This window comes from Actinoplanes siamensis (assembly GCF_016862395.1).
Taxonomy (GTDB): domain Bacteria; phylum Actinomycetota; class Actinomycetes; order Mycobacteriales; family Micromonosporaceae; genus Actinoplanes; species Actinoplanes siamensis.
Genome location: NZ_BOMW01000027.1, coordinates 39974 through 63337 on the forward strand (window position 1 = coordinate 39974; position 23364 = coordinate 63337).

The following is a 23364-nucleotide window of genomic DNA, read 5'->3' on the forward strand; positions in this document are numbered from 1 at the left end:
CACCGGCCACATCGCCACGGCCCGGTGAAACCGTCTCTCCGGGGTGACGTGGCGGCGCCCGGGTCCACCCGCGGTGACCCCGGACGCCGACGTGATGGGCCGGGACCGGCCACCGCGGATCAGCCCTGGTAAGCGCCGATGATCTTGGTGAACTGGTACGCGGACTGGCTGACGCCACTGCACGTGTCGTCGTTCGGGTAGGCGCCCGGGCACTGCCGGTCCCGGTTGAGCGACCAGAACGTGAGCCGGGCGATGGTGTGCTGCTGCGCGTACGCCGTGATGGCCTGCATGTCGGCGAGCGTCACGGTCGCCTTCTCGTCGGTGATGCCGTTCATCGACGAGATGCCCACGTGCTTGTACGCCTCGGCGTCCGACCAGCCGTACGCGCTCTTCAGCTTGTTCTTCAGCCCGTCGGCCGCCTGGATGGTCAGCTGGCCCTGGTTGCCGCCGGTGTTGCCCCAGTCGAAGGTCATGATGCCCCAGCCGTCGACGACCAGGCCGGCGCCGGCGGCGCGCTTGATCAGCGAGTCGTCCGGGCCGCCGGTGCCGCTGCCGAGCGTGATGTAGGTGGTGATGCCCGGGTTGTTGGCCTTGATCGTCTTCAGTGCGTCGACGGTCTTCTGCTGGTCGGCCGGGGTGTTGTAGGGCGTGCCCTCGATGTCGATGTCGATGGCCTTGAGCGAGTACGCGTTGATCACCTTCTGGTACGCCGCGGCCAGCGCGGACGCGCTCGTGCAGGTGTGCTCCAGCCACGGGCCGGCGGCGCCGCCGAAGGACACCACCACGTCACCGCCGTTGGCCCGGACGGTGTTGATCGCCGCCTGGTCCGCGCCACCGGTCAGCGCACGCGAGCCGTCCCACTTGGGGTCGCAGGTGCCGCTGTTGAGGATGAACGCCATGGTGAACCACTTGACACCTGTCGTGTTGGTGACCGTGGTCAGGTTCGGCGGGTTGCCCCAGCCGGTGTAGTAGTAGGGCGCGACGGCCTTGATCCCGGGGCCGCCGGTGGACGGTGGAGGTGTGGTCGTGCCGCCACCGGTCGAGCCGAAGGTCCACTTCTGGTTGGACGTGCCGGTGCACGACCAGATCTGCAGCTTGGCGCCGTTGGCCGTGTTCTTGTCCTTGACGTCCAGGCACTTGCCGGACGCCTTGTTCACCAGGTCGCCGGCCGCGCTGAGGGTCCACTTCTGACTGGCCACCGAGTCGAAGCAGTCCCAGAGGTGCACGGCGGCGCCGTCGGTGGTGGCGTTGTTCACCACGTCCAGGCACTTGCCCTTGCCCTGCACCGAGCCGTTGTCGGCAAGCGTCCAGAGCTGGTTGCTGCTGCCGGCCGTGCAGTCCCACAGCTGCGGCAGGTTACCGTTGGCGGTGGAGCCGTCGGTGACGTCCAGGCACTTGTTGTTCAGCGCGCTCCTGAGCGTGCCGGAGCTGGCCGCGGAGGCGTTGGTGACACCGAGGACGCCGAGCGTCCCGACGGTGATCGCGCCGGTGAGGATGGCGAGGATCCGGGAGCGTTTCATGGGATGGGGGATCTCCCTTGCCGAGAGAGGGGGGTGCCCGCCCGAATTGGAAAGGCGGCTAACAATAAACGCCGTCCTGGATGTCCGCGTCAAGCCCGCGCGACGCTGTCGTTTCCGGCGTTTCCCCAGCTCAAGGCCACCTCTGCGGCTAACCGTGAATTAACCTCAAAGGCCTGGTTTCTATGAAACAACGCAGCCGTACGCCATCGGCTCACGCTTCCCGCGTGCGCGCACTGACCCAGGGTGAGACCGACGGCACCTATGTACGCGCGTACACATGTTATGTACGCTCGTACGCAGTCAACTCCTGGGGAATGGTGCCATGAACGTCCGTGCCGCGACCACCGCCACCTACGCCGCCTTCATCGGCTCCGGCTTCGCGTTCGCCAGCTGGGCCTCGCGGATCCCACAGATCCGCGACCGGCTCGCGCTCGACTCGTCGGAGCTCGGCCTGGTGCTGCTCGCCATCGCGGCCGGCTCACTGCTGGCGCTGCCGCTGTCCGGCCCGGTGGTGACGCGGATCGGCTCGTCGCGCACCGTCATCGCGATGTCCGCCCTGCTCGCCGTCGGCCTGACCACCGCCGCGCTCGGCTCGCTGGCCGGAGTGGCGCCGGTGGTGCTCGGGCTGTTCCTGCTCGGCTTCGCCAACGGCGCCTGGGACGTGGCGATGAACGTGCAGGGCACAGTGGTGGAACGCCACCTCGGCAAGTCGGTCATGTCCCGCTTCCACGCCGGCTTCAGCCTCGGCACGGTCGCCGGCGCGCTGATCGGCGCGGCCATGGTCGCCGCGCGCGTGCCGGTCGCGGCGCACCTGACAGTGGTCGCGGCGCTCGTCGTCGCGGCGGTGGCCTGGCAGGCCCGCCGGTTCGTGCCCGACCACGACCAGACCGGCCCGGCCACCGGGTCCGACACCCCGCGGGTCAGTGCGCTGGCCGCCTGGCGGGAGCCGCGCACGCTGCTGATCGGGCTGTTCGTGCTGGCGTTCGCGTTCACCGAGGGAGTCGGCAACGACTGGATCAGCGTCGCCGCGATCGACGGGCATCACGTGTCCCCCGCGCTCGGCACGCTCGCGTTCGCCGGGTTCCTGACCGCCATGACGGTCGGGAGGTGGTTCGGTCCCGGCCTGCTGGACCGCTACGGGCGTACGCCCGTGGTCCGGATCCTGGCTCTGATCGGGATCGCCGGGGTGGCGCTGTTCGTCTTCGGCCCGTCGCCGGCCTACGCCTACGCCGGGGCCCTGCTCTGGGGTCTGGGCGCGTCGCTGGGCTTCCCGGTCGGCATGAGCGCCGGCGGCGACGACCCCCGCCGGGCGGCCGCGCGGGTGAGCGTGATCGCGTCGGTCGGCTACTGCGCGTTCCTCGGCGGGCCGCCGGCGATTGGCTTCCTCGGCGACCACTACACCGTGCTGCGCGCCCTGGTCGTGGTGGCGGCGCTGCTGGCGATGGCCGTGCTGATCGCGTCCAGCGTCCGGCCGCTGCCCGGGACCGGCCTGGCCCCGGAGTCCGAGCCCCGGCTGGCGCCGGAAGCCCGCTGAGCCACCCGGTGGGCGCCCGGCCGGCGCCCACTTCGGCGCCTGCCCCCACGAGCAGCAGCTCCGCCCCCTCGGCTGGGAGCCGTCGTGGCTACCGGCGCCTCATCACCACCACCAGAGCCGGCCGCGCCTGCCCGGCTGCGGCTCTACGCGGTGCAGGTGTTGCCGTCGATCTGGCAGTCCTGCGGAGCGGCGTCGATCAGGGTCGCGCCGTTCACGCCGAACGAGATCGCCACCGATCCACCCGCCGGCACCCGCGACGTGCTGGTGTCCGGCACGAACGTCCAGGTCGACCCGCTCTGCGTGGCGGTCGCGCCGGACACGTTCGCGACCCGCAGCGTCGAGCGGGGCAGCGTCACGGTCACCGTCCATCCGTCCTTCGCCACCGGGCCGGGGTTGGCCACGGTCACTGTCATCTTGTAGCCGAGCAGGCCCGCGGTCAGCGACGAGATGCCGTACGACGCGGTCAGCGGCACCGGGCTGGTCTGGGCCGCCGGCGCCGAGGCGGACCCCGCGGGCGCGCCGGGCGCCGGCGAGCCCACCGCGCGTGCCGAGGCGGACGCCGGCCCGGGACGCGACGCCGGTGGCCCGGAGACGGCGGCCGACCTGAGCACGGACGGGGCGCCGGCCGCCGGACGTGACGGCGGGGCCGGCAGGGCGCCCGCCGGATCGGGCGGCGACGCCGGGCCACCGGGCCCGCGGACCAGGACGACCACCAGCAGGGCCGTCCCGGCGAGGGCCACGAGCACACCGGCCACCAGCACGTACCGCCCGAATCTCCGCTGTTGGCCGGGCTGCCGGACCTTGGGCGTCGGGGTGGGCCCGGACTGCAGGGCGGAGTAGAGCCGCAGCATCCCGTCGAGGACCACCACGGACAGCGATCGCCGCCGCCGGGTCGGCGTGTCGTTCATTCGGTTCCTCGCAGAAATCAGGACGGAAGCGGTCAGCCAGGACGGAAGCGGTCGACAGGACGGGGACAGTCGATCAGGACGAGAGCGGCCGATCACGAGAAGAGCAGCCGTTGCGAACGTGAACAGTAGGGCAGGACACGCCCGGCAGGAAAGTCACAACGAGTTCAGCCCACTGAGCAGCCGGTCCAGCATGTCCGGCGACGCGTCCCGCCGCCGCACCTCGATCAGGCCGGCATCGCGCAGCTCTCCGAGCAGCAGCCGGGCCGGCCCGAGCGGCAGCGCCAGATGCGCCGCGATCTCGGAGAGCGCGATCGGCTGCCCGGCCAGCCGCAGCGCCCGCATCTGGTCGGGGGAGAGCCCGTCCGGCTCCACGGCCTCGGGGACACGCTGGACGATGGCGCTCAGCTCCAGGCCGTCGCGCAGCACGGGCGCGCCGCCACCGGCCCGCGCGTAGAGACGGACCAGCGGCCCCGCGTCGTCGTCGTACCAGGCCTCGTCGGACAGGCTCATCAGCCGATCACCGGTTCCAGGTCGTGCAGCGTGGTGTCGTCGTCGGCGGAGAGCGTGCCGATCAGCGCGGCCGGTACGAGCACCTCGGCGACCAGGCCGACGTCCGGCCCGTTGCGCAGGGACACCGCGATGCCGCCGCGCGTCGCGAACCGGCCGGCCGCGTAGAGGCCCCACCAGGTGCCCCCGGCGGGCGGCGTGGAGTCGGTCATCACCCGGGCCGCGGTGGCCAGGTCGTCCTCGGTCATGCCGGGCCCGACGTCGGTGACCGTGATCCGGTAGCCGTCCGCGACGCGCTCGCCGGCCACCCGCACCCGGGTCTCGGCCGGCGCGAACGTGGCGGCGTTCTCGATCAGCTCGGCGAGCAGGTGCATCAGGTCGGTCACCGCGGCGCCGGCCAGCGCGGCCGGCTCGATCCGGGCGGTGGAGACCCGGCCGTACTCGCTGATCTCGGACGCCGCCGCCCGGACCACCTCGGCCAGCGGCACCGGCTTGTGCCAGCGGCGGCCCGGGGTGCCGCCGGTCAGCGTGATCGCCTTCTCCAGGTTGCGCCGCAGCCGGTTGGCCAGGTGGTCGGCGCGGAAGATCTCGCCGAGCGTGTCGTCGTCCGACTCGCGCCGCGCCAGCGTGTCCAACAGCCGCAGCTGCCGGTGCACCAGGCTCTGGTTGCGCCGCTCCAGATCGCGCAGCAGCGGGTCGAGGCCGGTGTCGCGGACCTCCACCGCGCGCACCGTGGCCGCCTTCCGGCTGGTCGCGCCGGCCGAGCCGGCCCGCCACGCCATCAGCAGCACGCCGAGGACCGCGATCAGGCCCACCCCGCCGACCACGCCGGCCCGCACGACGGTGAGCACGGCGTGCCCGGTCCCCGCCTCGGCCGCCGCCTCGGTCCGGCTGTGCTGCAGCGCCCAGAGATCGGTGTTGACCCGGTTGTAGGCCGCGGACCAGGCGGCCGCGCCGTTCCTGCCGGTGAGCACCGCGTTCTCGGCCGCGTCCAGCTCCTTGTCGGTGGTGGGGAACAGTTCGCGCCGCGCCCCGGCCAGGGTGGTCAGTCGCACCCGGTCGTTCTCGGACAGCTTCGGCTGCGCGGACATCGCCGCGAGCAGCGCGTCCTCCTCGGCCAGCAGTTCCCGGGAGCGGCTGAGCGCCGACAGCGCGGCCGCCTGGTCGCCCACCTGGTCGGCGTACACGGTCGGGGTCCGCAGCCCGTCCGGGTCGATCAGCGCGGTGTACGCGTCGGCGGCCCGCACCCCGGCGAGTTGCCCCGACTCGACCTGCGAGCGGATCGCGGGCAGCTGCTCGGTCCGGGCGAGCAGCGCGTCGGCCTGCCGGGTAGCGTCGGAGCCGGACAGCCGCCGGGTCCAGCCGTCCCGGGCCGCCCGCAGGTCCCGCCGGGCCTGGTCGGTGTGCACCCGCTGGGCGGCCATCTTGCTTGCCGACTCGGGCGCGACGGAGAGCCGGCGCTCGCTCTCCAGGGACAGCACGAGCGTGCCGGCCGGTCCCCCGATGTCGCTCGCCGTGCTCCGTGCCGAGGTCACCCGCAGCGCCTCGGCGAAGGCGGGCACGGCTGCGGCCGCCCAGAGGGCGGCCAGCAGCACCAGGCCGACGATGACTTTCGTACGGGTGCTCAACGCACGCCCTCCGCATCGGTCAAGGCACGCAGCCGGGTCAGCAGTTCCTGCCTGCCGGTGACGCCGAGGCGCTGCCGGATCCGGGCCATGTGGTGCTCCACTGTCTTGGCCGAGAGGTAGAGCCGCTCGGCGATCTGCTTGTAGGTGAGTCCTTCCACGACCAGCGCCGCGACCTCGAGCTCGCGGTCGCTGAGCGACTGCGGGTCCCGGGTGTCCGGAGCCGGCCCGCCCACCCGTTCGCGCAGCACCCGGGCGCAGTCCAGGAGGAGCGTCATCGCCTTGCGGTCGGTGGTGCGGATGGCCGCCTGCCCGGCCAGGCGCGCGCCGTCGCCGATCAGGCCGAGCCCGCTGAGCCCGTGCGCCGCGGCCACCACCGCGCCGGGTTCGGCCCGCCCGGCCAGCACGTCCAGCCACTGGACGGCGGCGGCCGCCAGCGCCGCGGTGTACGGGCTGAATCCTCGCACCTCCTCCAGCGCCTCCAGGTGCCGGGTGGCCAGTTCCCGGTCCTCGGCGAGCACCGCGGCGTCCAGCCGGCTCCAGTGCAGCGGCGCGCTCCACAGCGGCGGGTTCCCGAGCGCGTCCAGCAGCCGGTCGGCGTCGGCCAGGTGTCCGGCGACCCGGTGCTGCTCGCCGAGCCGGGCCGCGGCCACCGTCAGCTCGCCCAACGGCAGCAGCGTGAACAGGTCGACCGGCTGCCCGATCAGCGCGTGGCAGGCGTCCGGCCAGCAGCTGCGCAGCCCGACCAGGTCACCGGCGCGGCGGCTGAGCCCGGCCTGCAGCGCGCGGGCGAAGAGCCGGTCCCGGCCGGGGCGCCCGTCCGGGACCGGGGCGGCGTGTCCCCGCTGCATCAGCACCCAGGCCTGCAGCAGCCGGTGCCGCCCGGCCAGCAGCGCGCCGCCGGTGCCGGCCTGCACGGCCCGGGCCAGCAGCGCGTCGGCGGTGTCCAGCTCGGCGCAGTGCAGGGCGATCGTCGCGCCCAGCGCCGCGGGGGTGTCCGGCAGCAGCACGGTGGGCCCGGCCGGTTCGATCGTCGTGGCCGCCTGCACCAGCGCGGAGAGCGCGGCGGTGGGGGTGCCGCCGACCGATTCGGCCATGCCCCGGGCCATCAGCGCCGCGGCTGAGCTGAGCAGCGTCGGCGGCCCGGCCGGGGCGGGGTCCGGCAGGGCGGCCCCGGCCGGCTGTCCGGTGCCGATCAGCGCCACCGTGCCGAAGCCGGCCGCGATCACCGACGGCGCCCACTGGTAGAGCGCGGCCGCCTGGGCGGTCTGGCCGCGCTGGGTGAGCACGGCGGCCGCCACGTACGCGGCTTCGGCCCGCTGCTGCCCGGTGCCCGCGGCCAGCGCCTGGTCGGCCAGCCGGGACGCCTCGTCGAGGTCCCCGGCGAGCGCGGTGGCCAGCGCGCGCCGCGAGGCGGTGCCCCGGCCGGCCCCGGCGGCCGCGGCGAACAGCTCGGCGGCCAGCCGCGGGTCGTCGCCGAGCGCCTCCTCGCCGGCCGCCTCGTAGACCTCGCCGAGTCCGCCGCCGGCGGCGCCGGCCACCAGGCCGCCGCCGTCCCGCAGCAGCGGTCGGACCAGCGGCAGCACCGGGCCGCCCCGGGCCAGTTGCAGCGCGGCCAGCCGCTGCCGCACGTCGATGCGGTGCCCGATCGGGCCGAGCGCGGCGATGGCGCGCCGGGCCAGCGGGAGCAGCGTGCCGTCGGCGGCCAGCAGGCCTGTCGCGCGGCCGGCGTCGACCAGTTCGGCGACCGTCTCGGCGTCCCGGTCGAGCAGGGCCGCCACCAGGTCGAAGGAGAGCCCGGCGCCGGCCTCGGCGGCCAGCAGCAGGGTTCGTACGTCCGGTTCGAGCTCGTCCAGATCGGACGCGAAACCGGCGAGCGCGGCGAGCGGGATCCGGGCCGCGGCCGCGTCGGCCGGGGTGAGCGCGGCGGCCACCCGGGCGACGTGGCGGGGCACTCCCCCGGTCTCCTCGGTGACCACGGAGACCAGGTCCGGCGAGGCGCCGGCGAGCCGCTCGCGGACCTGCTCGGCGCTCATCGCGGGCAGCCGCACCGGGCGCCGGGCCCGGGTCAGCAGACCGATCAGCCCGGACAGGCCGTCCGGGCGGGGCCACGGACGGTAGGCGACGACGATCCGGGCGCCGGGGCGTTCCGCGTACCGCCGCAAGCCCTTGATCCGATCCGGATCCAGCCGATGCGCGTCGTCGGCCAGCAGCACCTGCCCGGCCGCGTCGCCGGTGGCCTGCCACGGCGTCACCACGGTGATCCCGGCCGCCTGCCACACCCGCGCCAGCTGGCGCAGCAGCTCGGTCTTGCCGTAGCCGCCGGGCGCGCCGACCGCGGCCTGCAGCGGGGCGGACGGGTCCGCGGCGACCTCGGCGAGCAGCTGCCCGGGTGATCCGGCGGAGAAGGCGGTCAGCACGGGCGCGCTCATCGATTGTCCGCCCGGACGGCGGCGACCGCGACCGGCGGGCGCGGCGGGCGGTTGGCCCCGGACCGGCCGGCGCCGAGCTGCGGCCACGCGTCGGTGGGCGGCGCGGCCACCGACGCCACCTCGGGCGGCTCGGCGACCACCAGGTCGTCCTCCGGCGCGGCGAGCCGGCGCGGCTGCGGCCGCACGGCGAGCGCGGCGCCGGCGGCCACCGTCATCGCCGGATCCTGGTCGCGCAGCACCGGCACCGGGAAGGCCGCCGAGAGCAGATCAGACACATGCGGATGTACGGCTGCGGAACCCCCGGCGATCAACACCGCGGAAAGATCACTTGGCGCGACCCCGCAGGCGCGCACGGTGTGCACCGCGAGGTCGACCGTGGGCAGCAGGATCTCCCGGGCCTCGGCCGGCGCCGCGCCCTCCACGTCGAAGCCCGCGACCTCCTCGAACTCGAAGCCGCCGAGCAGTTCCAGCCGGCCCGGCCCGTGCGGCGCGGCCACCGTCACCTCGCACGTCGAACCCCCGATCCGGTACGCCAGCAGGATCCCACCGACGGCCGGCACGCGCCCCGCGGCCTGGTGGCTCTCCACCACCGCGCGGGCCCGGGTGACCAGCGCGGTCTGCGGCAGGTCGGCCTCGCCGAGCGCCGAGTGCACCAGATGCAGCCGCCCGGTGCCCCAGCCGGACGGGTAGGCCAGCGCGATCCGCTCGGGCGGCTCGCCGAACTGCTGCCAGACCCGGTCCACCACCCAGCGGGCCATCGCGGCGACCAGCCCGTGCGCCGGGAACCGGTCGCCGCCGAACAACATCGGCGTGCTGTCGCCGACCCGGTGCAGGTAGCCGCCGACCGCGTGCCCGGCGGACGGCCGGCCGAGGTCGCCGGGCACCACGTCACCCTCCGGGGTCATCGCCAGCGCCGACGACACGGTCCGCGCGCGCATGCCCAGCGTGACCGGCTCCGGCGGGCCCCAGCCACGGCCGGGCCCGTCGGCGCGCCGGCAGACGGCCGCCTTGGTGCTGCCGGCTCCGATGTCGATCCCCAGGACGTAGGGCACGTCGTCACTCCATCCATCACCAGTGGTCCAGGTGAGTCGTGACGTTCGTACCAGATGCCGAGCCCGGATCGTCCCCCAAATATCGGGGCCGTCGATCCCCTAATCCCCTAATCAGGTATTGCCGGAAAGCACCGATGCCCGGCGCCGCGACCGGCCGTACGGTGTGCTGCATTGCCGGATCCGGCAACCGCGAACCGGAACCTTGAAGGGGCCTCATGGACTCGTTCCCGACGTTGCAGGAGTTCGTCCTCAACCTGATCTACGACCCGTCCGCCCGCTCGGCGTTCGAGCTCGACCCGGAGTCGGCGCTGCACGCGGCCGGCCTGGGCGACATCACCGCCGCCGACGTGCAGCAGGTGATCCCGCTGGTGGTCGACTCGGCGCCGGTGACCGGCCTGCCCGGCCTCACCGGGCTGACCGGCCTGACCGGGGTCGCCGACGACCTGACGACCGGGGTGGCGAACCTCGACGTGGCCGGCGCGGTGTCGCACCTGCAGGCGATCACCTCGCAGGTCGCGCTCACCCCGGCGGCGCACCTGAACGCCGAGGTCGGCGGCGGCCTCAGCGTGAACGTCGCGGCGCTGGGCCTGGCCGGCGACAGCACTGTGGACACCTCGTTCACGCTGACCGGGATCGGCCAGGATCCCGCGCAGCACCTGGACAGCCACGTGGTAACCGACACCCACGCGGTCACCGGCACGCACGTCGACACCTCGGTGGTCAGCCCGGTCGAGCACGTCGTCACCGGTGTGGCGCCCGCGGTCGGCCTGGACACGTCGGTCCCCGGCACGACCGGCCTGCTCGACAGCGGACTGGACACGATCGGCGACCTTCCGTCGCAGGCTCCCCTCGATCATGTCCCCGGCCTTGACGTGCCCGGCCTCGGCGGTGCAACCTCTTCGATCGGATCGGTGATCACGCCGGATCTGGGACACGACCTGACGCACGACCCGGTCGGTACCGTGCACGACACCGTCGGTGGCGTGACCGGCACCGTCAGTGGCGTGACCGGCGCCGCCGGCGACGTGCTGCGCGGGGTGACCCACCCGGCGGGCGAGACCGTCCAGGAGCCCTCGCACGGGCTGCTGGGGGATCTCCACCTGTAGGGACGGCCAAGAGACGGAGCTGGCGCGAATGACGAACTGGGAGGCCGGACCCACGGCCTATGCGGGTCCGGCCTCCCTCGCCCCGCCGCCTCGGGTTCCGTCCCCCCGGACGGAACCCGATCCGCTGCGGACGACCGGGGGCCTGCTCTGGCTCGACGTGCTCGACGCCACGATCCGGGCGTGCCACCAACACGGCCGGTCCGAGATGGCCGAGTGGCTGTCCCGGCGCCGGGCCCAGTTGCTGCACCCGGAGCTGCGGGTGCTGGTCGTCGGCGCCGCCCAGCAGGGCAAGAGCCAGCTTATCAACGCGCTGATCAACGCCGAGGTGTGCGGTGCCGGCGTGCCGACAGTGGTGCGCAACGCCGCGTCCCCCGGCGCGCACCTGATCCGGCGCGGCTCGCCGGACGCCGACTGGACCGCCGAGGTGGGCCTGCAGGACCGCATCCCGCTCGCCCTGGACGCGCTCGGCCCGGCGATCGGTGAGGCGGCGGCCCGGCTCCCGGCCGGCGCGCCGGTGCACGCCGAGGTGCACGTGCCCCGCTCGCTGCTGGCCGGGGGCCTGGTGCTGATCGACACCCCGCCGCTGCCCGGTCTTCCCGGCCCGGCCGACCGGGCGGTCCGCACGGTCAGCGACCTGGCCACCTCGGCCGGCGCCGACCTGGTCGTCTACGCCTGCGAGGCGGGCCGCGGACTCACCGACCAGGAGCTCGGGGTGCTGCGCGGCCTGGCCCGCTTCTTCCCCGGGCTGCTGGTGGTCTTCACCAAGACCGACTACGCCGTCGACTGGCGGCGCCATCTGGCCGACAACCGGACCCGGCTGACCCGGGCCGGCGTGCCGGCCGCCACCACCGCGGTCTCCGCCACGCTGCGCCTGCACGCCCTGCGGGCCGGGGACGCCACGCTCAACGCCGAGTCCGGGTTCCCGGAGCTGGTCACCCACCTGCAGCGGATGGTCGCCGCCAAACCGGACGAGCTGGCCCGCCAGACGGTCAGCCGGCTCGGCCGGGTCGCGCTGGAGGATCTGGCCGGCCCGCTGCGCGAGCAGCTGACCGCCCAGCGCGACGCCGGGGTGCCGGACGCCGTCGCCCGGCTGCACGCCACCCAGCGCCGCCTCGACGACCTGCGCAAATGCGCGGTCCGCTGGCAGAACACGCTGTCCGACGAGATCGGCGACCTGATGTCCGACGTGGAGCACGATCTGCGCGAGCGCACCAAGGCGGTGCTCGCGCAGGCCGAGGAGTTCTTCGCCGACGCCGACCCGGCGAAGATCTGGGACGAGTTCGAGCCGTGGCTGCGCCGGTCTCTGCAGGAGCTCGCCGAAACCAGCACCAGCTGGCTGGCCGAGCGCACCGAGTGGATGGCGCACCAGGTGGCCGGCCAGTTCCCGGCCGAGGCCGGCGAGGTGCTACCGCCGCCCGCGCTGGTCGCGGCCGGGGACGGTTTCGACGACGCGGTGCCCGGGCTGGACGCGCCGCCGGTCGCCAAGTTCGGGCCAGGGCAGAAGCTGTTCATCGGCCTGCGCGGGTCGTACGGCGGTGTGGTGATGTTCGGCCTGGTCACCAGCCTCGCCGGGATGTCGCTGATCAACCCGATCTCGATCAGCGGCGGCGCGATCTTCGGCGGCAAGACCATCCGGGACGAGAGCAAGCAGCTGCTCAAGAAGCGGCAGGCGGAGGCGAAGGCCCTGGTGGCACGGCACGTCGACGACGTCTTCGCGCGCCTCAACAAGGAGGCCCGGGACTCGGTGCGCCGGGTGCAGCGGGCCCTGCGCGACCACTTCACCGCGGTGACCGAGGACCTGCAGGAGACGATCATGGACTCGCTGCGCAACGCCAAGGCCGCCGCCGACCAGGACGCCGCCGCCCGCGAACAGCACGGCCGCCGGATCCAGCAGGAGATCACGGCCCTCGCCCAGCTGCACTCCCAGGCGCTGGCCCTGGGCGGGCGCGCGTGATCGACGACGAGGAGCTGGAGCAGCGCACGTACCAGCTGCTCAACGAGGCGGCGCACGTCTACCGGTCGGTGCCGCCGGCCGCGGCGCTGCTGCGCGCCACCCTCGACCGGCTGGCCGACCCGTTACGGCTGGCCGTCGCCGGTCCGCCCCGCTCGGGCAAGTCGACACTGGTGAACGCCCTGATCGGGGAGGAACTGGCGCCGGTCGAGGTGCCCGGCGAGCAGCCCGGCACGGTGGCCTACCGGGACGCCACCGAGCCGCGCGCGTGGTGGCACGACGCCGAGATCCCGGTGGTCCGTACCGCGAACGGCCTGCGCCTGACGCCGGACGCCCGGCATGCCGGGCGTCCGGGCGGCGCCCACCGCGCGGTGATCGAGTGGCCCAGCCGCGTGCTGCGCCGCACCGAGCTGATCGACACGCGCCTGCCGCTGCCGCAGGCCGTGCGGGAGGCGGACGCGATCCTCTACGTCACCCCCCAGCTCGGCGAGGCCGAGCTGCAGACCTTGCAGACCACGATCGACGTACGGGGTCAGCTCGCGTCCCCGGTGAACGTGATGGTCGTGCTCTCCCGCGCGGACGCCACCGGTGGGGGCCGGGCCGACGCGCTGCTGGCCGCCAAGCAGGCCGCCCGGCGCCGCCGCCGCGAGCCGCGGACCGGGGCGCTCTGTCAGGACCTGGTGGCGGTGTCACCGCTGATCGCGGCGACCGCCCGGACGCTGGGTGCTGACGAGTTCCAGGTGATCGCCGCCCTCGCCGCGCTGCCCAGGGCGGAGTCCGAGCCGCACCTGCTCTCCACCGACCGGTTCACCGCGGCCGGCGCCCTGCACCCGGTCGACGCCCAGCGTCGCGTCCGCCTCCTGCAGCGTCTGGGCCTCGGCGGGATCCGGCTCGCGCTCACCCTGACCCGCACCGGCTGCGACACCGCTGCCGTGCTGGCCGAGCGGTTGCAGGAGCACAGCGGCCTCAAGGACCTGCAGTCGTCGATCGCCGGGCTCTTCACCGCCCGCCGGGCCGTGCTGCGCGCCCGGTCGGCGCTGGCGACGCTCGACCACCTGCTGCGCACCCGCCGGGTGCCGCCGGCCGCGCGCCTGCTGGCCGACCTGGAGCTGCTGGTCGCCGAGGCGCACGACCTACGGGAGCTGCGCCTGCTCGCCGCGCTGCGCTCCGGCCGGGTCAATCTGCCGCGCGAGCACGCGGCCGACGCCCGGCAGCTGCTCGGCGGCTCCGGCACCAGCGTCGGCGAGCGGCTCGGCATGTCCCCGGACGCGACCGCCGACGAGACCTGGTCCGCGGCGCGTGCCGCGGCCGGCCGGTGGCAGGAGCTGGCTCACGGACGTACGTTGCCGCCGGCCCAGCGCCGCGCGGCGGAGGTCGTGCTGCGCAGCTGCGACCTGATCGCCGGTCGCCTGGACCGGCTGCCCGCCTGACCGGGGCGTGCGGGGACCTGCCGTGCCCCCGGCAGGTTCCCACACCGCTCCATCCTCCACCGACGCCCCGCCCGCATGTCCATTGTGTTCATTGTGGTCCTACGGGTCGCAGGCGCGCAGCGCGCTCCAGCCGAGCATCCCGGTGACGTTCTCGAACTTGTCGCCCACCGCCACCCCGGAATCGGTGACCCGATAGTCGTAGAGGGCGAAGTCGTGGTCGCTGTTGCGCATCTTGAGGACGTTGACCGCCCGGCCGATCTCCGACCGCAGCTCGATGTAGCGTATCTGGATCACGTTGTGGAACAGGAACATCAGGCCGGCCAGCGGTTCGTCCATGGGCCCGATGGTCCGGGTCTCGCTGGTGACCCAGAGCGAGGCCCCGGCGGTGCGGATCAGGCCGAGCAGGCTGCGCAGGTAGGCGGGGAACCGTTCCGCCTCGCGGGCGGTGAAGGCCATCTCGGCCAGGCTGTCGATCACGATCCGGGTGGTGGCGCCGCCGCTCACGCCGCGCCGGGCGGTCGCGGCCAGCCCGTCCAGGTCGAGGTTGCCCACCGGCACGTGCGAGAGCACCAGCCGGCCGGCGGCGCGGGCGGAGCCGAAGTCCCAGCCGAGCCGGTCGGCCATGCCGAGCAACTCGGCCTCGGTGTCCTGGAAGCTGATGTAGAGGCACCGCTCGCCGCGGGCCAGCCCCTCGGCGACGAACTGCAGGCAGCCGAGGGTCTTGCCGACGCCGGACGGGCCGAGGAGCAGGGTGGCGTCGCTGCGCGGCACCCCGCCGCCCATCAGCTCGTCGAGACCGCTGATCCCGGTCGGGATCCGGCCCCGCTCCGGGACGACCTCCTCGGGCAGCATCGACTCGATCCTCGCCAGCACCCGCACGCCGTCGCGGGTGATGTGCACGGTGTGCGTGCCCTGCAGGTGCGACGTGCCACGCATCTTCACCACCCGCAGTCCACGCCTGTCGACCGGCTCGCGGGCCTGGTAGCTCAGCTGGACTATCCCGTCGGCCAGGGTGAACTCGGCGAAGGTCCGGGCCTCCTCCTCGGTGTACTCGCCGAGCAGCAGCAGCACCGCCCCGCTGTGCGCGACCTTGCTGGTCAGGTCGTACAGCGCGATCCGCAGGTCGCGCTCGCCGACGAAGTCGCGCAGCGTCTTCGTGCTGTCGATGACCACCAGCGCCGGCTCGTCCTCGAACGCCTTGCGGACCACCTCGTCGATCATCGGCAGCAGGTCCGGCCCGCCGCCGCGCAGGATGTCCCCCAGATGCACGTACTCCACCCGGGGCCCCAGGTGCCCGGGGGTGAAGAAGGTGAACTCGCGCAGGTGCTCGACCAGCTTGGAGTGCGACTCCGACCAGGTCGTGTAATAGACGGCCCGCCGGTCGGCGCCGGCGACGGCGAAACAGAGCTGCTGCCCCAGGATGGTCTTGCCGGATCCCGGCGGCCCGGCGACGACGACCACGGAGCCCGGCTCCAGGCCGCCGCCGAGCACCAGGTCGAGGTCCGCTTGCCCGGTCGACAGTCGGCTCACCGCCCACCACGCCCCTCCGGTAGCAGGTTCTCGGCCGCCGCGAGCAGGTCCCGGCTGCGCGAGGGCTTGGCGATCACGGCGTCGGCCCCGGCGGCCTGCTCCCAGTCCCCGCTGACCACCAGGATCGGGATGGCCGCCGTGGCCGGGTCGGCGCGCAGCCGCTTGATCAGCTCGATCCCGTCCATCACCGGCATCATCAGGTCGGTGACCACGAGGTCCGGCGGTGACTCGCGGACGGCCTCCAGCGCGGCCGCCCCGTCCCCCGCCTCGGTCACGTGGTGCCCGGCGCGGCTCAGGACGCGCCGGTGCAGGAACCGCAGGTCCGGCTCGTCGTCGACCACCAAGACCCTCGCCATCGCCCCGTCCGCTCGGCGAGAGGACCGCGGGTGAAGCGGCCCGTTACCTCTTGAACCCTATCCGCCCGGTACGCCCGTGACGCGCCTTTGACCGAGCCCGGGCCGTCCCGCCGTCCGGATCCGCGCTCTCGGCGCCGGGCCGCGCATCGACCGGCCAGTAAGGTCTGGCGCATGCTGGAGACACAACGTGAACCCGTGCCCCGCGCCGACGGCGGAGAGCTGGACACCGCGCTGGCGTTCCTCGCCTTCGCGCGGTCCTGCGTCCTGAAGAAGGTCGACGGCCTGGACGAGGAGCAGCTGCGCCGGCGCCTCGTGGTGTCCGACACCACCCTGCTGGGGCTGGTGCGGCACCTGACCGACACCGAGCGGTACTGGTTCGGCTACACGCTCGCCGGCGACGACCGCTGGGCCGGCGTCGACTTCGGCATGGTGGTCCCGGCGGACCGGTCCCCCGCGGAGGTCGTCGCCGACTACCGGACGGCGATCGCGGAGAGCGACGCGCACATCCACGCCGCCGGGGACCCCGAGGCCCGCACCGCCCGCCCGGTGCACGACGAGCCGCGGACGCTGCGCTGGGTGCTCGCGCACGCGACGAGTGAGACCGTCCGGCACGCCGGGCACGCCGACATCCTGCGGGAGTTGATCGACGGGGTGACCGGGCGGTGATCAGTGCCGGCGCCACTGGAGCATCGCGGCGGTGGCGTCGTCGCGGAGCTCGCCCTGTTCGTACGAGACGATGGTCTGGATCAATTGCCGCATCATCTCCGGCGCCGGGGTGTCCCGGCGCATCGCGTCCCGGAAGAATGCGCTCAGTCTCGCGGCGCCGAAAAGCATTCCCGACGCGTCCCGCGCCTCGGTGATGCCGTCGGTGTAGAGGACCAGCGTGTCGCCCGGCTCCAGCTGGCGCCGCACGACGCGCGGCGGGCGGTTCAGCATGTGCCCGAGGCCGAGCGGCAGCGTGCCGGGGGTGGGCAGCGGCGGCAACGCCTGATCGCCGCGCAGGAACAGCTCGGCCGGATGGCCGGCGCTGATCCGCTGGTACGAACCGGTCGCCAGGTCCAGCTCGGCCAGCAGCGCGGTGACGAACGAGCCCGGGTACTGCGCGCGGACCCACTTGTCGATGGAGCGGCAGGTGTCGAGCAGGGACAGGCCGGAGCGGCGGGCGTTGCGGTAGGTGTTGAGCGCCAGCGTCGTCAACGCGCTGGCGCCGATCCCGTGGCCTACCGTGTCGAAGAGCGCGACGTGCAGGGTCTCCCCGTTGGCGGCGTAGTCGAACGCGTCGCCGCCGACCTCGTAGCAGGGCTCCAGCACGGCGGTGACCACGGTGCCGTCGACCGCGAAGGTGAGCGGCGGCAGCTGGTTCCAGATGATCTCGGCGGCGAGCTGCATGGGCATCCGGCGGCGGGTGTGCTCGACCGCGTCGCCGTAGAACCGCCGGCTGGCGATCAGTTCGGCGATCAGGGCGGCGATCACCGCGAGGTCGTCGCGTGCCGACTCCCCCGGGTACGCGGTGCAGCGCAGCTCCAGCACGCCGAGCCGTTCGGCCCCGTGCAGCAGGGGCAGCCACAGCGTCCCCCCGCCGGCCTCGCCGAGCCACTGCGGCGCGGCGCTGGTGAACGCGCGCCCGGCGGGCGTGTCCTCCACGGCGAACGAGACGGTGGTGTCCACCCTGGAGCGGCGCAGCGGGTGCAGCGCGAGCTGGCCGTAGTCGACCAGCAGCACGGTGGCGGTCTCCGCGTCGAGCAGGGGCGCGGCCGCGGCCAGCACGTCCGGCAGGTCCTCGGCGCGGCCGCGGTGCCGCAGGTCCATCAGCCGCCGCACGGCCTCCATCGACGCGAGCATCGCCCCATCTTCCAACCCCGGGGGCGGGCACGCCGCCACCGGGGTACGCCGGATCGGCCGGCCCGGCGCCGGACAACGTGAAATTATTGTCGATCATGAATGGAAAAGATTAATTCAGGACACCGTCGGGATGCTCCCGGACGATACAGTTCTGGGTTATGCGAGCGAACGCCGATCCGCGCGGACGATCCACACTGCCGGTGCGATTGTCCCTCGCTTTGCTCGTCGCGTTCGCGCTCTCCGCCTGTTCCAGCGGAAATGACGATCAGAAATCCGCCGAGGCGCTGGCCTGCCTCTCCTACGGCGACGAGGGCCGGGTGGCCGACGCCGCGGTGCTCGCCGGCCTGGCCTCGCCCGGCACGTCGCCGGGCACCGTGCGGGTCGGCGGTCGCGACGAGTCCCCGCGGGTCTGGCGCAGCAGCAATCCCACGCCGTTCGCGTCGGCGTGCGCCATCGTGGTGTCGGCGAACAAACTGGACGCCGGCTCCTCGGAGGGAGCATCGTCCGGCGGTTCGATCTGGACGGTGCTCTGGCCGCTCGTGGCCGGCGCGGCGCTCACCCTGGTGACGACGTTCGCCACCACCGGCTGGAGCCAGCGCATGGCCGAGGCCCGGCGGCACTCGGCCGCGCTGCGCGCCGCGGCCGCCGACTACGCCGCCGAGGTGGACCTGTTCATGGCGGCGGCCACCAACCCGGACCAGCCGGAGCCGGCCGAGGGCGAGCTCGGCGCGCGCCGCCGCAAGCTGCGGCAGGTGCTGGACGAGACGCCCCGCCCGCTGCGCATCGACGCGCCGGCCACCGCCGGCCGGCTGCTGGGGGACGGCCCGATCGGGCGCGATCTCGCGTCCGGCTGGTCGGGCCGGGAGGTGCGGTCCCGGACGAGCCCGCGCGCGACGGCCGTCGACGCCGCGGTGACCCAGCTGCGATCGGCGGTCGTCGCGATCACCACGGCGCAGGAGCGGCCGCTGCGCGCCGCCGCGCGCCGGCTTCTGACCACGACCCGGGCGACGCCACGCCCGCGGAAGGCCACCATCTGAGGGGAGAGCCGGTGACGCCGGAAGAACCACCCAGGAATCCGTTCCGGAACACCGGGGCCCTGCGGCCTTGGGAGGACGAGAGCGCCGACGAGCAGCTGTACGTCGCGGTCGACCACACGCTCGAACAGTTCCGCCGATTCGTCGCCTATCTGTCCGATCCACCCCGTGACATCCGGTCCCGCGGCCGGCTCATCGTGGTGACCGGCGGCCGGGGCTCCGGCAAGACCTCCCTGATCCACCGATGCGTGAATCACGTGAAGAACAAGGTGCCCGGCGGAAAGCTGAAGATTGTCGACGTCACGCGTCATCAGCGGCTCCGGAATCGCGGACCGGAGGGTTCGGGTCCGGACAATTTTCAGGACAACTATTTCGATCGTCTCACTCATCATGTGCTGACCGAGATGAACGGTCTCTCCGAGCGTTACACCGATCCCGGATCGAACATCGGCCCGGCCGCCTCGGCGTACTCCCGGCTGGCCTCGAGCCTGCGCCGGGAGGGCGATCTGGCGGCGATCCTGCTGCCCGCCTTCCTCGACCAGGTGAGCAGCCCGTCGGACACCACGGACGCGGAGGCCGAGGCCGGCGCCGAGGCGGGCGAGCTGATCGAGCACCCGGTCGAGTCGTACATGCAATTCCGGAACAAGGGAATCATCTTCTTCGCGGAGAGCCGGAATCCGGTGGCGATGGCCGCCTGGTACAAGGATCTGGACGCCGACGCGCAGGCCGAAACCATCGTTCTGACGCTGGGCCCGCTCAAACCCGGCGACGGCTGGCGGTTCGCGCGGGAACGGCTCAAGGATGTCACCGACCAGCGTGTTCCCATCGTCCGCGAGGAGACGATGACGAACCTGCTGGCAAATGGCCGATCGATGACTTTGAGCCATCTCGGCCAACTTTGCTCCGAACTCTGGAATGCGGCGATTGCACGAGGCAGTCTGGAAATAACTGATGAGGATATCGCCCGGTTCTACGAACGACAGGCCGATACCCTGCAACGCCGCCCACGGCCGGACGACGTGGTCCGGAGCCGCCCGGTGGAGCGGCGGGACGACGAGACGACGGACGAGGCCGATGCGTTAGAGGACGAGACCGATGACGAATGACAAGGCGCCGCCCCGCACCGTGCCCGGCGGAGTGAATCCGTACCTGCCGACTCCTGTCGCCCGGGTGAGCGACTCCGGCCGCAGGGTGGTCACCGTCTCGACGAAGGCGGTGCGCAGCGCGTACGCCTTCCTCGACCCCTACCTGGCCGGCACGGCGCAGCCCGGCCGGGTGATGACGATCGTGGGAGACTTCGGCACCGGCAAGAGCCACCTGGCGATCGCCCTGCTGAGACGGGCTCAGCAGTCGGCCTCGCCACCACCGGACACGGTCTATCTGGACGCGCCGAACGGCTCGTTCGCCGACCTCTACCGGCGGTTCGTCGGCCACCTGAACCGGATGAGTCTGACCGAGCTGCTGCGCGACTACTACGCGGAGATAGTCGCCGACGAGGTGGCCGGCCTGGCGCACACCGGCCGGATCGTCGAGCTGCTGCGCTCGGGTGACATCGATCCGGTGGCGGTGGTGCACGAGCTGCACCTGCCGGACAACGATCTGCTCCGGCGCCAGCAGGACGAGCTGATCCGGATCACCGGCGACAACGACCTCGGCACGGCGCTGACGCTGCTGCTGGAGCCGTCGACGGACGCGGTGGTGTGGGACTGGCTGACCGGCAATCCGCCGCACGAGTTCCTGCAGGAGCGGGGCATCCTGCGGGCCATCGCCAGCGACGGCCCGGCGGTGCACGCGCTGCTGGCGATCGCCCGGCTGTACCGGGAGCGCAACCGCCGGTTCGTCGTGGTGATCGACGAGTTCGACCGGGTGCTGTCCACCGTCGACCGCCTGGAGTCGGCCGACCGGCTGGAGCCCTTCAAGCACATGCTGGAGCAGATCGGCGAGTCCGGCGCGTTCATCGTCCTGGTCGGCATGGCCGACATGCTGCAGTCCGTGGACCGGGCGGTCACCGAGCGGATGCGGCCGGTCGTCCGGATGGAACCGATGAGCGCCGCCGAGGTTGGGCTGTTCATCCGCGAGTCGCACCGGCGCACCCGGGGCGACGCCGAGCTGGATCCCTTCCGGCCGGAGGCGGTCGACGAGGTCGCCGCGCTCAGCGACGGGGTGCCCCGCCGGTTCATCCGGCTCCTGCACCACCTCTACCGCCACGCGCAACAGGCCCGGGTCTGGATCACCCGTGACGAGGTGCGCCGCAACGGCGGCGCGAGCTACGACGTGGCAAGCGTGGCCGACGTCCGGCGGGAGGTCTACCAGATCCTCAGCCGGGAGGGCCTGCGGCTGACCCGGGGCCTGCAACGCGATCCCGCCGGTGAGCCGGTGGTGGACTACTGGGTGGCCGACCCGGCCGGCGACTTCCGGTGCGCCATCATGATCACCGGAGCGCTGCTGTCCGATCCCGACCTGCAGCGGGTCCGGCAGCGGCTGCGGCGGGCGCGGCAGGAGGTCCACGAGCCGGTCGAGACGGTGCTGGCAGTCGTCGGCTACCTGACCGACGAGGTGACCGCCAAGGTCACCGCGCTCGGCGTGCAGGACCCCATCCAGTACGGGTCGGAGTCGTTCGCCGCCAGCCTGGCCTCGGTGGTGACCGGGATCCTGCGCCGCTCCGACGAGGCGGGCCGGGCCGAGCCGCTGGACGCCATCCGGTACCAGGTGGACCGGATCGCCCGGCAGCAGACGAACCTGCAGGACCTGGTGGAGCAGCTGACGCACCGGTTCGCCGAGCTCGGCGACCTCCGGCGGGAACGGGAGCGGGAGCCGGCCGAGGTGGCCCGCGGCGCCCCGGTGGACGCCGGCGGATCCGATCCGCTGCTGGTCGCGGTGGAGGGCCTGTTCGGCCGGGCTCTGGAGATGCTGGCCACCATCGAGCGGATGGACGGCAGCCTCGCCGCGGCGTTCGACCTGTCCCCCGGCTCCGGCAGCGGGCTGTCCAGCGGTGTCCGGGCGGTGCAGGCGCGGCTCCAGCAACAGGACGGGTTCAGCCCGCTCGGCACGGCGGTCTTCCTGGAACGGCTGGTCAAGGCATTCCGAAGAGCCTTCTTGAGCTGGTACGACGCGGCCGGGGACAGCGCCCGGATCGGCCCGGCCGACCGGGAGAAGCTCAACCGGTTGTGTACGAACTACGAGACGCTCTACCACGACGTCCCGCTGGACGAGCTGAAGCGTCTGGTCGAGTCGACGGCCCGGCAGCCGGACGCGGGCGGCTCGGTCCGCCCGCTGGACTGGCCCACGATCCGGCTGGACGACGTCCGCCGGGCCTTCGCCGAGCTGGCCGTTCAGGTCGCCAGGGAGGTGGACACCGCGTTCAGCGCTTAGCCGGCGGACGCCGGGACCGCCGCGCGGATCTGGCCGCCGGACGGCGCCTGCGCGGCGGCCGGACGATCGCCGGCGCGGGCCGGGGACGCGGGCGCAGGCCCGAGTCGAGGAGCGCGTTCGAGGCGGTGTAGAGCACCGCAACGACCAGGATGGCCGGGGCCACCACGCCGACCGTGCCGGGGAAGGCCACCTCGAGCAGCAGGGCCAGGATGATCGCGGTGATGCCGTTCTGCTGGCCGGCGGCGAGATAGGCGCGGTCGCGCAGGCCGATCCGGGCCGGGATGACGAGCCCGGCGACGACCTGGGCGCCGAACGCGCAGAGTCCCAGCAGCAGACCGGCGCCGGGCTCGATGCCCGCCGCGAGCGGGATCCCCACCAGGAAGCACGCGCTCAGGAACGCGGCTTGGGTGATGCGGGGCACCCAGCGGTCCAGCGCGGGCCGGTAGAAGAGCCCGAGCAGGGCCACCCCGAGGGCCAGCGACAGCACGGCGGCGGCCGCCAGCAGCACGACCAGTCCGAGGATCTCGCCGGCGTCGACGGCCCGCCCGTCGTACCGGCGCCGGAGCAAGCGCAGCAGTGTCCACAGGGCCAGCCCGGCCGCGGCCAGCGCGAGGTTCTGCAGGATGCCGAGGAGGGCGGAGGTGGCTCCGCCGCCGACGATCGGACCGCCGATCAGCCAGGCCGCGCCGTACACGGTCAGCAGCACGGTGATCGGGTCGTCGAATGCCGCCCACGCGGCCAGCAGCGACCTGGCGCGGGCGGACATCCGCGACCCGGCGCTCATGGCGGCCACCGCGAGCGGGTCGATCTGCGCCACGGCCACCCCGAGCACGGCGTACCTGGGCTCGCGGTAGACGGCGTACATGACGCCGGCGATCAGCGCCGCCTTGGCCAGGACGCCGACGGTGACGGCCAGCACGACGGTGCGGACGCCGGCCCGCAGCTCGCCTGTGGAGATCCCGTACGTGCTGCTGTAGAGGCCGATGACCAGCAGCGTGCCGGCGATGCCGAGGTAGGCGGCGGAGCCGGTCACCCCCTGCAGGCCAGCCGTGACGGACACCAGCCAGCCGGCCGCCGCGGTGCCGGTCATCAGGAGGAGCCGGCCGGGCGCCCCGATTTTCAATCCGGACATTCCAGACATGATAGGTAGCGAGCGCTTCTCGAT

General features: G+C 73.5%; 18 protein-coding genes. 8 read left to right on the forward strand and 10 right to left on the reverse strand.

Annotated features, from left to right (window positions below; genetic code table 11):
• Window positions 1-119: 119 nt before the first annotated feature.
• Window positions 120-1520 carry an RICIN domain-containing protein gene (locus tag Asi03nite_RS14780; RefSeq protein ID WP_203680197.1) on the reverse strand — a complete coding sequence of 467 codons (1401 nt, stop codon included), beginning with the start codon at window positions 1518-1520 and terminating at the stop codon, window positions 120-122.
• Between the two features lie 322 nt (window positions 1521-1842).
• Here Asi03nite_RS14780 and Asi03nite_RS14785 point away from each other — a divergent pair, with 322 nt between their 5' ends.
• Entirely contained in the window at window positions 1843-3054 is a 1212-nt protein-coding gene (locus Asi03nite_RS14785) for an MFS transporter (protein WP_203680199.1), read from the forward strand.
• Window positions 3055-3197: 143 nt separating this feature from the next.
• On the opposite strand, the gene Asi03nite_RS14790 is transcribed toward Asi03nite_RS14785, so the two are convergent.
• The 5 genes from Asi03nite_RS14790 to Asi03nite_RS14810 all read right to left on the reverse strand — a co-directional run bounded on the left by Asi03nite_RS14790 (window position 3198) and on the right by Asi03nite_RS14810 (window position 9578).
• Window positions 3198-3962, reverse strand: a complete 765-nt coding sequence (locus tag Asi03nite_RS14790; protein ID WP_203680201.1) for a cellulose binding domain-containing protein — start codon at window positions 3960-3962, stop codon at window positions 3198-3200.
• Window positions 3963-4115: 153 nt separating this feature from the next.
• Complete coding sequence (locus tag Asi03nite_RS14795) at window positions 4116-4472, reverse strand: DUF742 domain-containing protein (protein WP_203680203.1); 357 nt, start codon at window positions 4470-4472, stop codon at window positions 4116-4118.
• Window positions 4472-6097, reverse strand: a complete 1626-nt coding sequence (locus Asi03nite_RS14800; RefSeq protein WP_203680204.1) for a sensor histidine kinase — start codon at window positions 6095-6097, stop codon at window positions 4472-4474. Before Asi03nite_RS14800 ends, Asi03nite_RS14795 begins: the two co-directional genes overlap by 1 nt.
• On the reverse strand, window positions 6094-8526 hold the full coding sequence (locus tag Asi03nite_RS14805) for a helix-turn-helix transcriptional regulator (protein WP_203680205.1): 2433 nt from the start codon (window positions 8524-8526) through the stop codon (window positions 6094-6096). Before Asi03nite_RS14805 ends, Asi03nite_RS14800 begins: the two co-directional genes overlap by 4 nt.
• Complete coding sequence (locus Asi03nite_RS14810; RefSeq protein WP_203680206.1) at window positions 8523-9578, reverse strand: acetate and sugar kinases/Hsc70/actin family protein; 1056 nt, start codon at window positions 9576-9578, stop codon at window positions 8523-8525. The genes Asi03nite_RS14805 and Asi03nite_RS14810 overlap by 4 nt, the downstream gene beginning before the upstream one ends.
• Window positions 9579-9793: 215 nt before the next feature.
• On the opposite strand from Asi03nite_RS14810, the gene Asi03nite_RS14815 reads away from it, so the two are divergent.
• From Asi03nite_RS14815 to Asi03nite_RS14825, 3 genes are read left to right on the forward strand one after another with little or no spacing between them, the layout of a single operon-like run.
• Window positions 9794-10684 carry an IniB N-terminal domain-containing protein gene (locus Asi03nite_RS14815; protein ID WP_203680207.1) on the forward strand — a complete coding sequence of 297 codons (891 nt, stop codon included), beginning with the start codon at window positions 9794-9796 and terminating at the stop codon, window positions 10682-10684.
• A gap of 28 nt (window positions 10685-10712) precedes the next feature.
• Window positions 10713-12638, forward strand: a complete 1926-nt coding sequence (locus tag Asi03nite_RS14820; RefSeq protein WP_203680208.1) for a dynamin family protein — start codon at window positions 10713-10715, stop codon at window positions 12636-12638.
• A complete protein-coding gene (locus Asi03nite_RS14825) occupies window positions 12635-14065 on the forward strand; it encodes a P-loop NTPase family protein (RefSeq protein WP_203680209.1) in 1431 nt (476 codons plus the stop codon). The genes Asi03nite_RS14820 and Asi03nite_RS14825 overlap by 4 nt, the downstream gene beginning before the upstream one ends.
• Window positions 14066-14164: 99 nt before the next feature.
• Here Asi03nite_RS14825 and Asi03nite_RS14830 read toward each other — a convergent pair whose 3' ends face one another.
• Together Asi03nite_RS14830 and Asi03nite_RS14835 are read right to left on the reverse strand one after the other, a co-directional pair.
• On the reverse strand, window positions 14165-15595 hold the full coding sequence (locus tag Asi03nite_RS14830; RefSeq protein ID WP_203680211.1) for a DUF7125 family protein: 1431 nt from the start codon (window positions 15593-15595) through the stop codon (window positions 14165-14167).
• A complete protein-coding gene (locus Asi03nite_RS14835; RefSeq protein WP_203680212.1) occupies window positions 15592-15951 on the reverse strand; it encodes a response regulator in 360 nt (119 codons plus the stop codon). The genes Asi03nite_RS14830 and Asi03nite_RS14835 overlap by 4 nt, the downstream gene beginning before the upstream one ends.
• A gap of 171 nt (window positions 15952-16122) precedes the next feature.
• On the opposite strand from Asi03nite_RS14835, the gene Asi03nite_RS14840 reads away from it, so the two are divergent.
• The gene (locus Asi03nite_RS14840; RefSeq protein ID WP_203680213.1) at window positions 16123-16617 is read left to right on the forward strand and encodes a DinB family protein; all 495 of its coding nucleotides are present in this window, start codon (window positions 16123-16125) and stop codon (window positions 16615-16617) included.
• Here the strand turns inward: Asi03nite_RS14840 and Asi03nite_RS14845 are convergent, their stop codons facing one another.
• Entirely contained in the window at window positions 16618-17793 is a 1176-nt protein-coding gene (locus Asi03nite_RS14845; RefSeq protein WP_203680214.1) for a PP2C family protein-serine/threonine phosphatase, read from the reverse strand.
• 206 nt (window positions 17794-17999) lie between these two features.
• On the opposite strand from Asi03nite_RS14845, the gene Asi03nite_RS14850 reads away from it, so the two are divergent.
• From Asi03nite_RS14850 to Asi03nite_RS14860, 3 genes are read left to right on the forward strand one after another with little or no spacing between them, the layout of a single operon-like run.
• The gene (locus Asi03nite_RS14850) at window positions 18000-18830 is read left to right on the forward strand and encodes a hypothetical protein (protein WP_203680215.1); all 831 of its coding nucleotides are present in this window, start codon (window positions 18000-18002) and stop codon (window positions 18828-18830) included.
• 11 nt (window positions 18831-18841) lie between these two features.
• Complete coding sequence (locus Asi03nite_RS14855) at window positions 18842-19933, forward strand: hypothetical protein (RefSeq protein WP_203680216.1); 1092 nt, start codon at window positions 18842-18844, stop codon at window positions 19931-19933.
• Window positions 19923-22199, forward strand: coding sequence for an ATP-binding protein (locus Asi03nite_RS14860; protein ID WP_203680218.1), 2277 nt, complete (start codon window positions 19923-19925; stop codon window positions 22197-22199). The genes Asi03nite_RS14855 and Asi03nite_RS14860 overlap by 11 nt, the downstream gene beginning before the upstream one ends.
• Here the strand turns inward: Asi03nite_RS14860 and Asi03nite_RS14865 are convergent.
• Window positions 22189-23331, reverse strand: coding sequence for a hypothetical protein (locus Asi03nite_RS14865; RefSeq protein ID WP_203680219.1), 1143 nt, complete (start codon window positions 23329-23331; stop codon window positions 22189-22191). The two genes, Asi03nite_RS14860 and Asi03nite_RS14865, sit on opposite strands and share 11 nt — an antisense overlap.
• Window positions 23332-23364 lie beyond the last annotated feature (33 nt).

Bases quoted from the DNA above. Each gene is read 5' to 3' on its own strand.
- Asi03nite_RS14780 (WP_203680197.1), bottom strand. From the start codon at position 1,520: ATGAAACGCTCCCGGATCCTCGCCATCCTCACCGGCGCGATCACCGTC.
- Asi03nite_RS14785 (WP_203680199.1), top strand. From the start codon at position 1,843: ATGAACGTCCGTGCCGCGACCACCGCCACCTACGCCGCCTTCATCGGC.
- Asi03nite_RS14790 (WP_203680201.1), bottom strand. From the start codon at position 3,962: ATGAACGACACGCCGACCCGGCGGCGGCGATCGCTGTCCGTGGTGGTC.
- Asi03nite_RS14795 (WP_203680203.1), bottom strand. From the start codon at position 4,472: ATGAGCCTGTCCGACGAGGCCTGGTACGACGACGACGCGGGGCCGCTG.
- Asi03nite_RS14805 (WP_203680205.1), bottom strand. From the start codon at position 8,526: ATGAGCGCGCCCGTGCTGACCGCCTTCTCCGCCGGATCACCCGGGCAG.
- Asi03nite_RS14815 (WP_203680207.1), top strand. From the start codon at position 9,794: ATGGACTCGTTCCCGACGTTGCAGGAGTTCGTCCTCAACCTGATCTAC.
- Asi03nite_RS14820 (WP_203680208.1), top strand. From the start codon at position 10,713: ATGACGAACTGGGAGGCCGGACCCACGGCCTATGCGGGTCCGGCCTCC.
- Asi03nite_RS14835 (WP_203680212.1), bottom strand. From the start codon at position 15,951: ATGGCGAGGGTCTTGGTGGTCGACGACGAGCCGGACCTGCGGTTCCTG.
- Asi03nite_RS14840 (WP_203680213.1), top strand. From the start codon at position 16,123: ATGCTGGAGACACAACGTGAACCCGTGCCCCGCGCCGACGGCGGAGAG.
- Asi03nite_RS14845 (WP_203680214.1), bottom strand. From the start codon at position 17,793: ATGCTCGCGTCGATGGAGGCCGTGCGGCGGCTGATGGACCTGCGGCAC.
- Asi03nite_RS14860 (WP_203680218.1), top strand. From the start codon at position 19,923: ATGACGAATGACAAGGCGCCGCCCCGCACCGTGCCCGGCGGAGTGAAT.
- Asi03nite_RS14865 (WP_203680219.1), bottom strand. From the start codon at position 23,331: ATGTCCGGATTGAAAATCGGGGCGCCCGGCCGGCTCCTCCTGATGACC.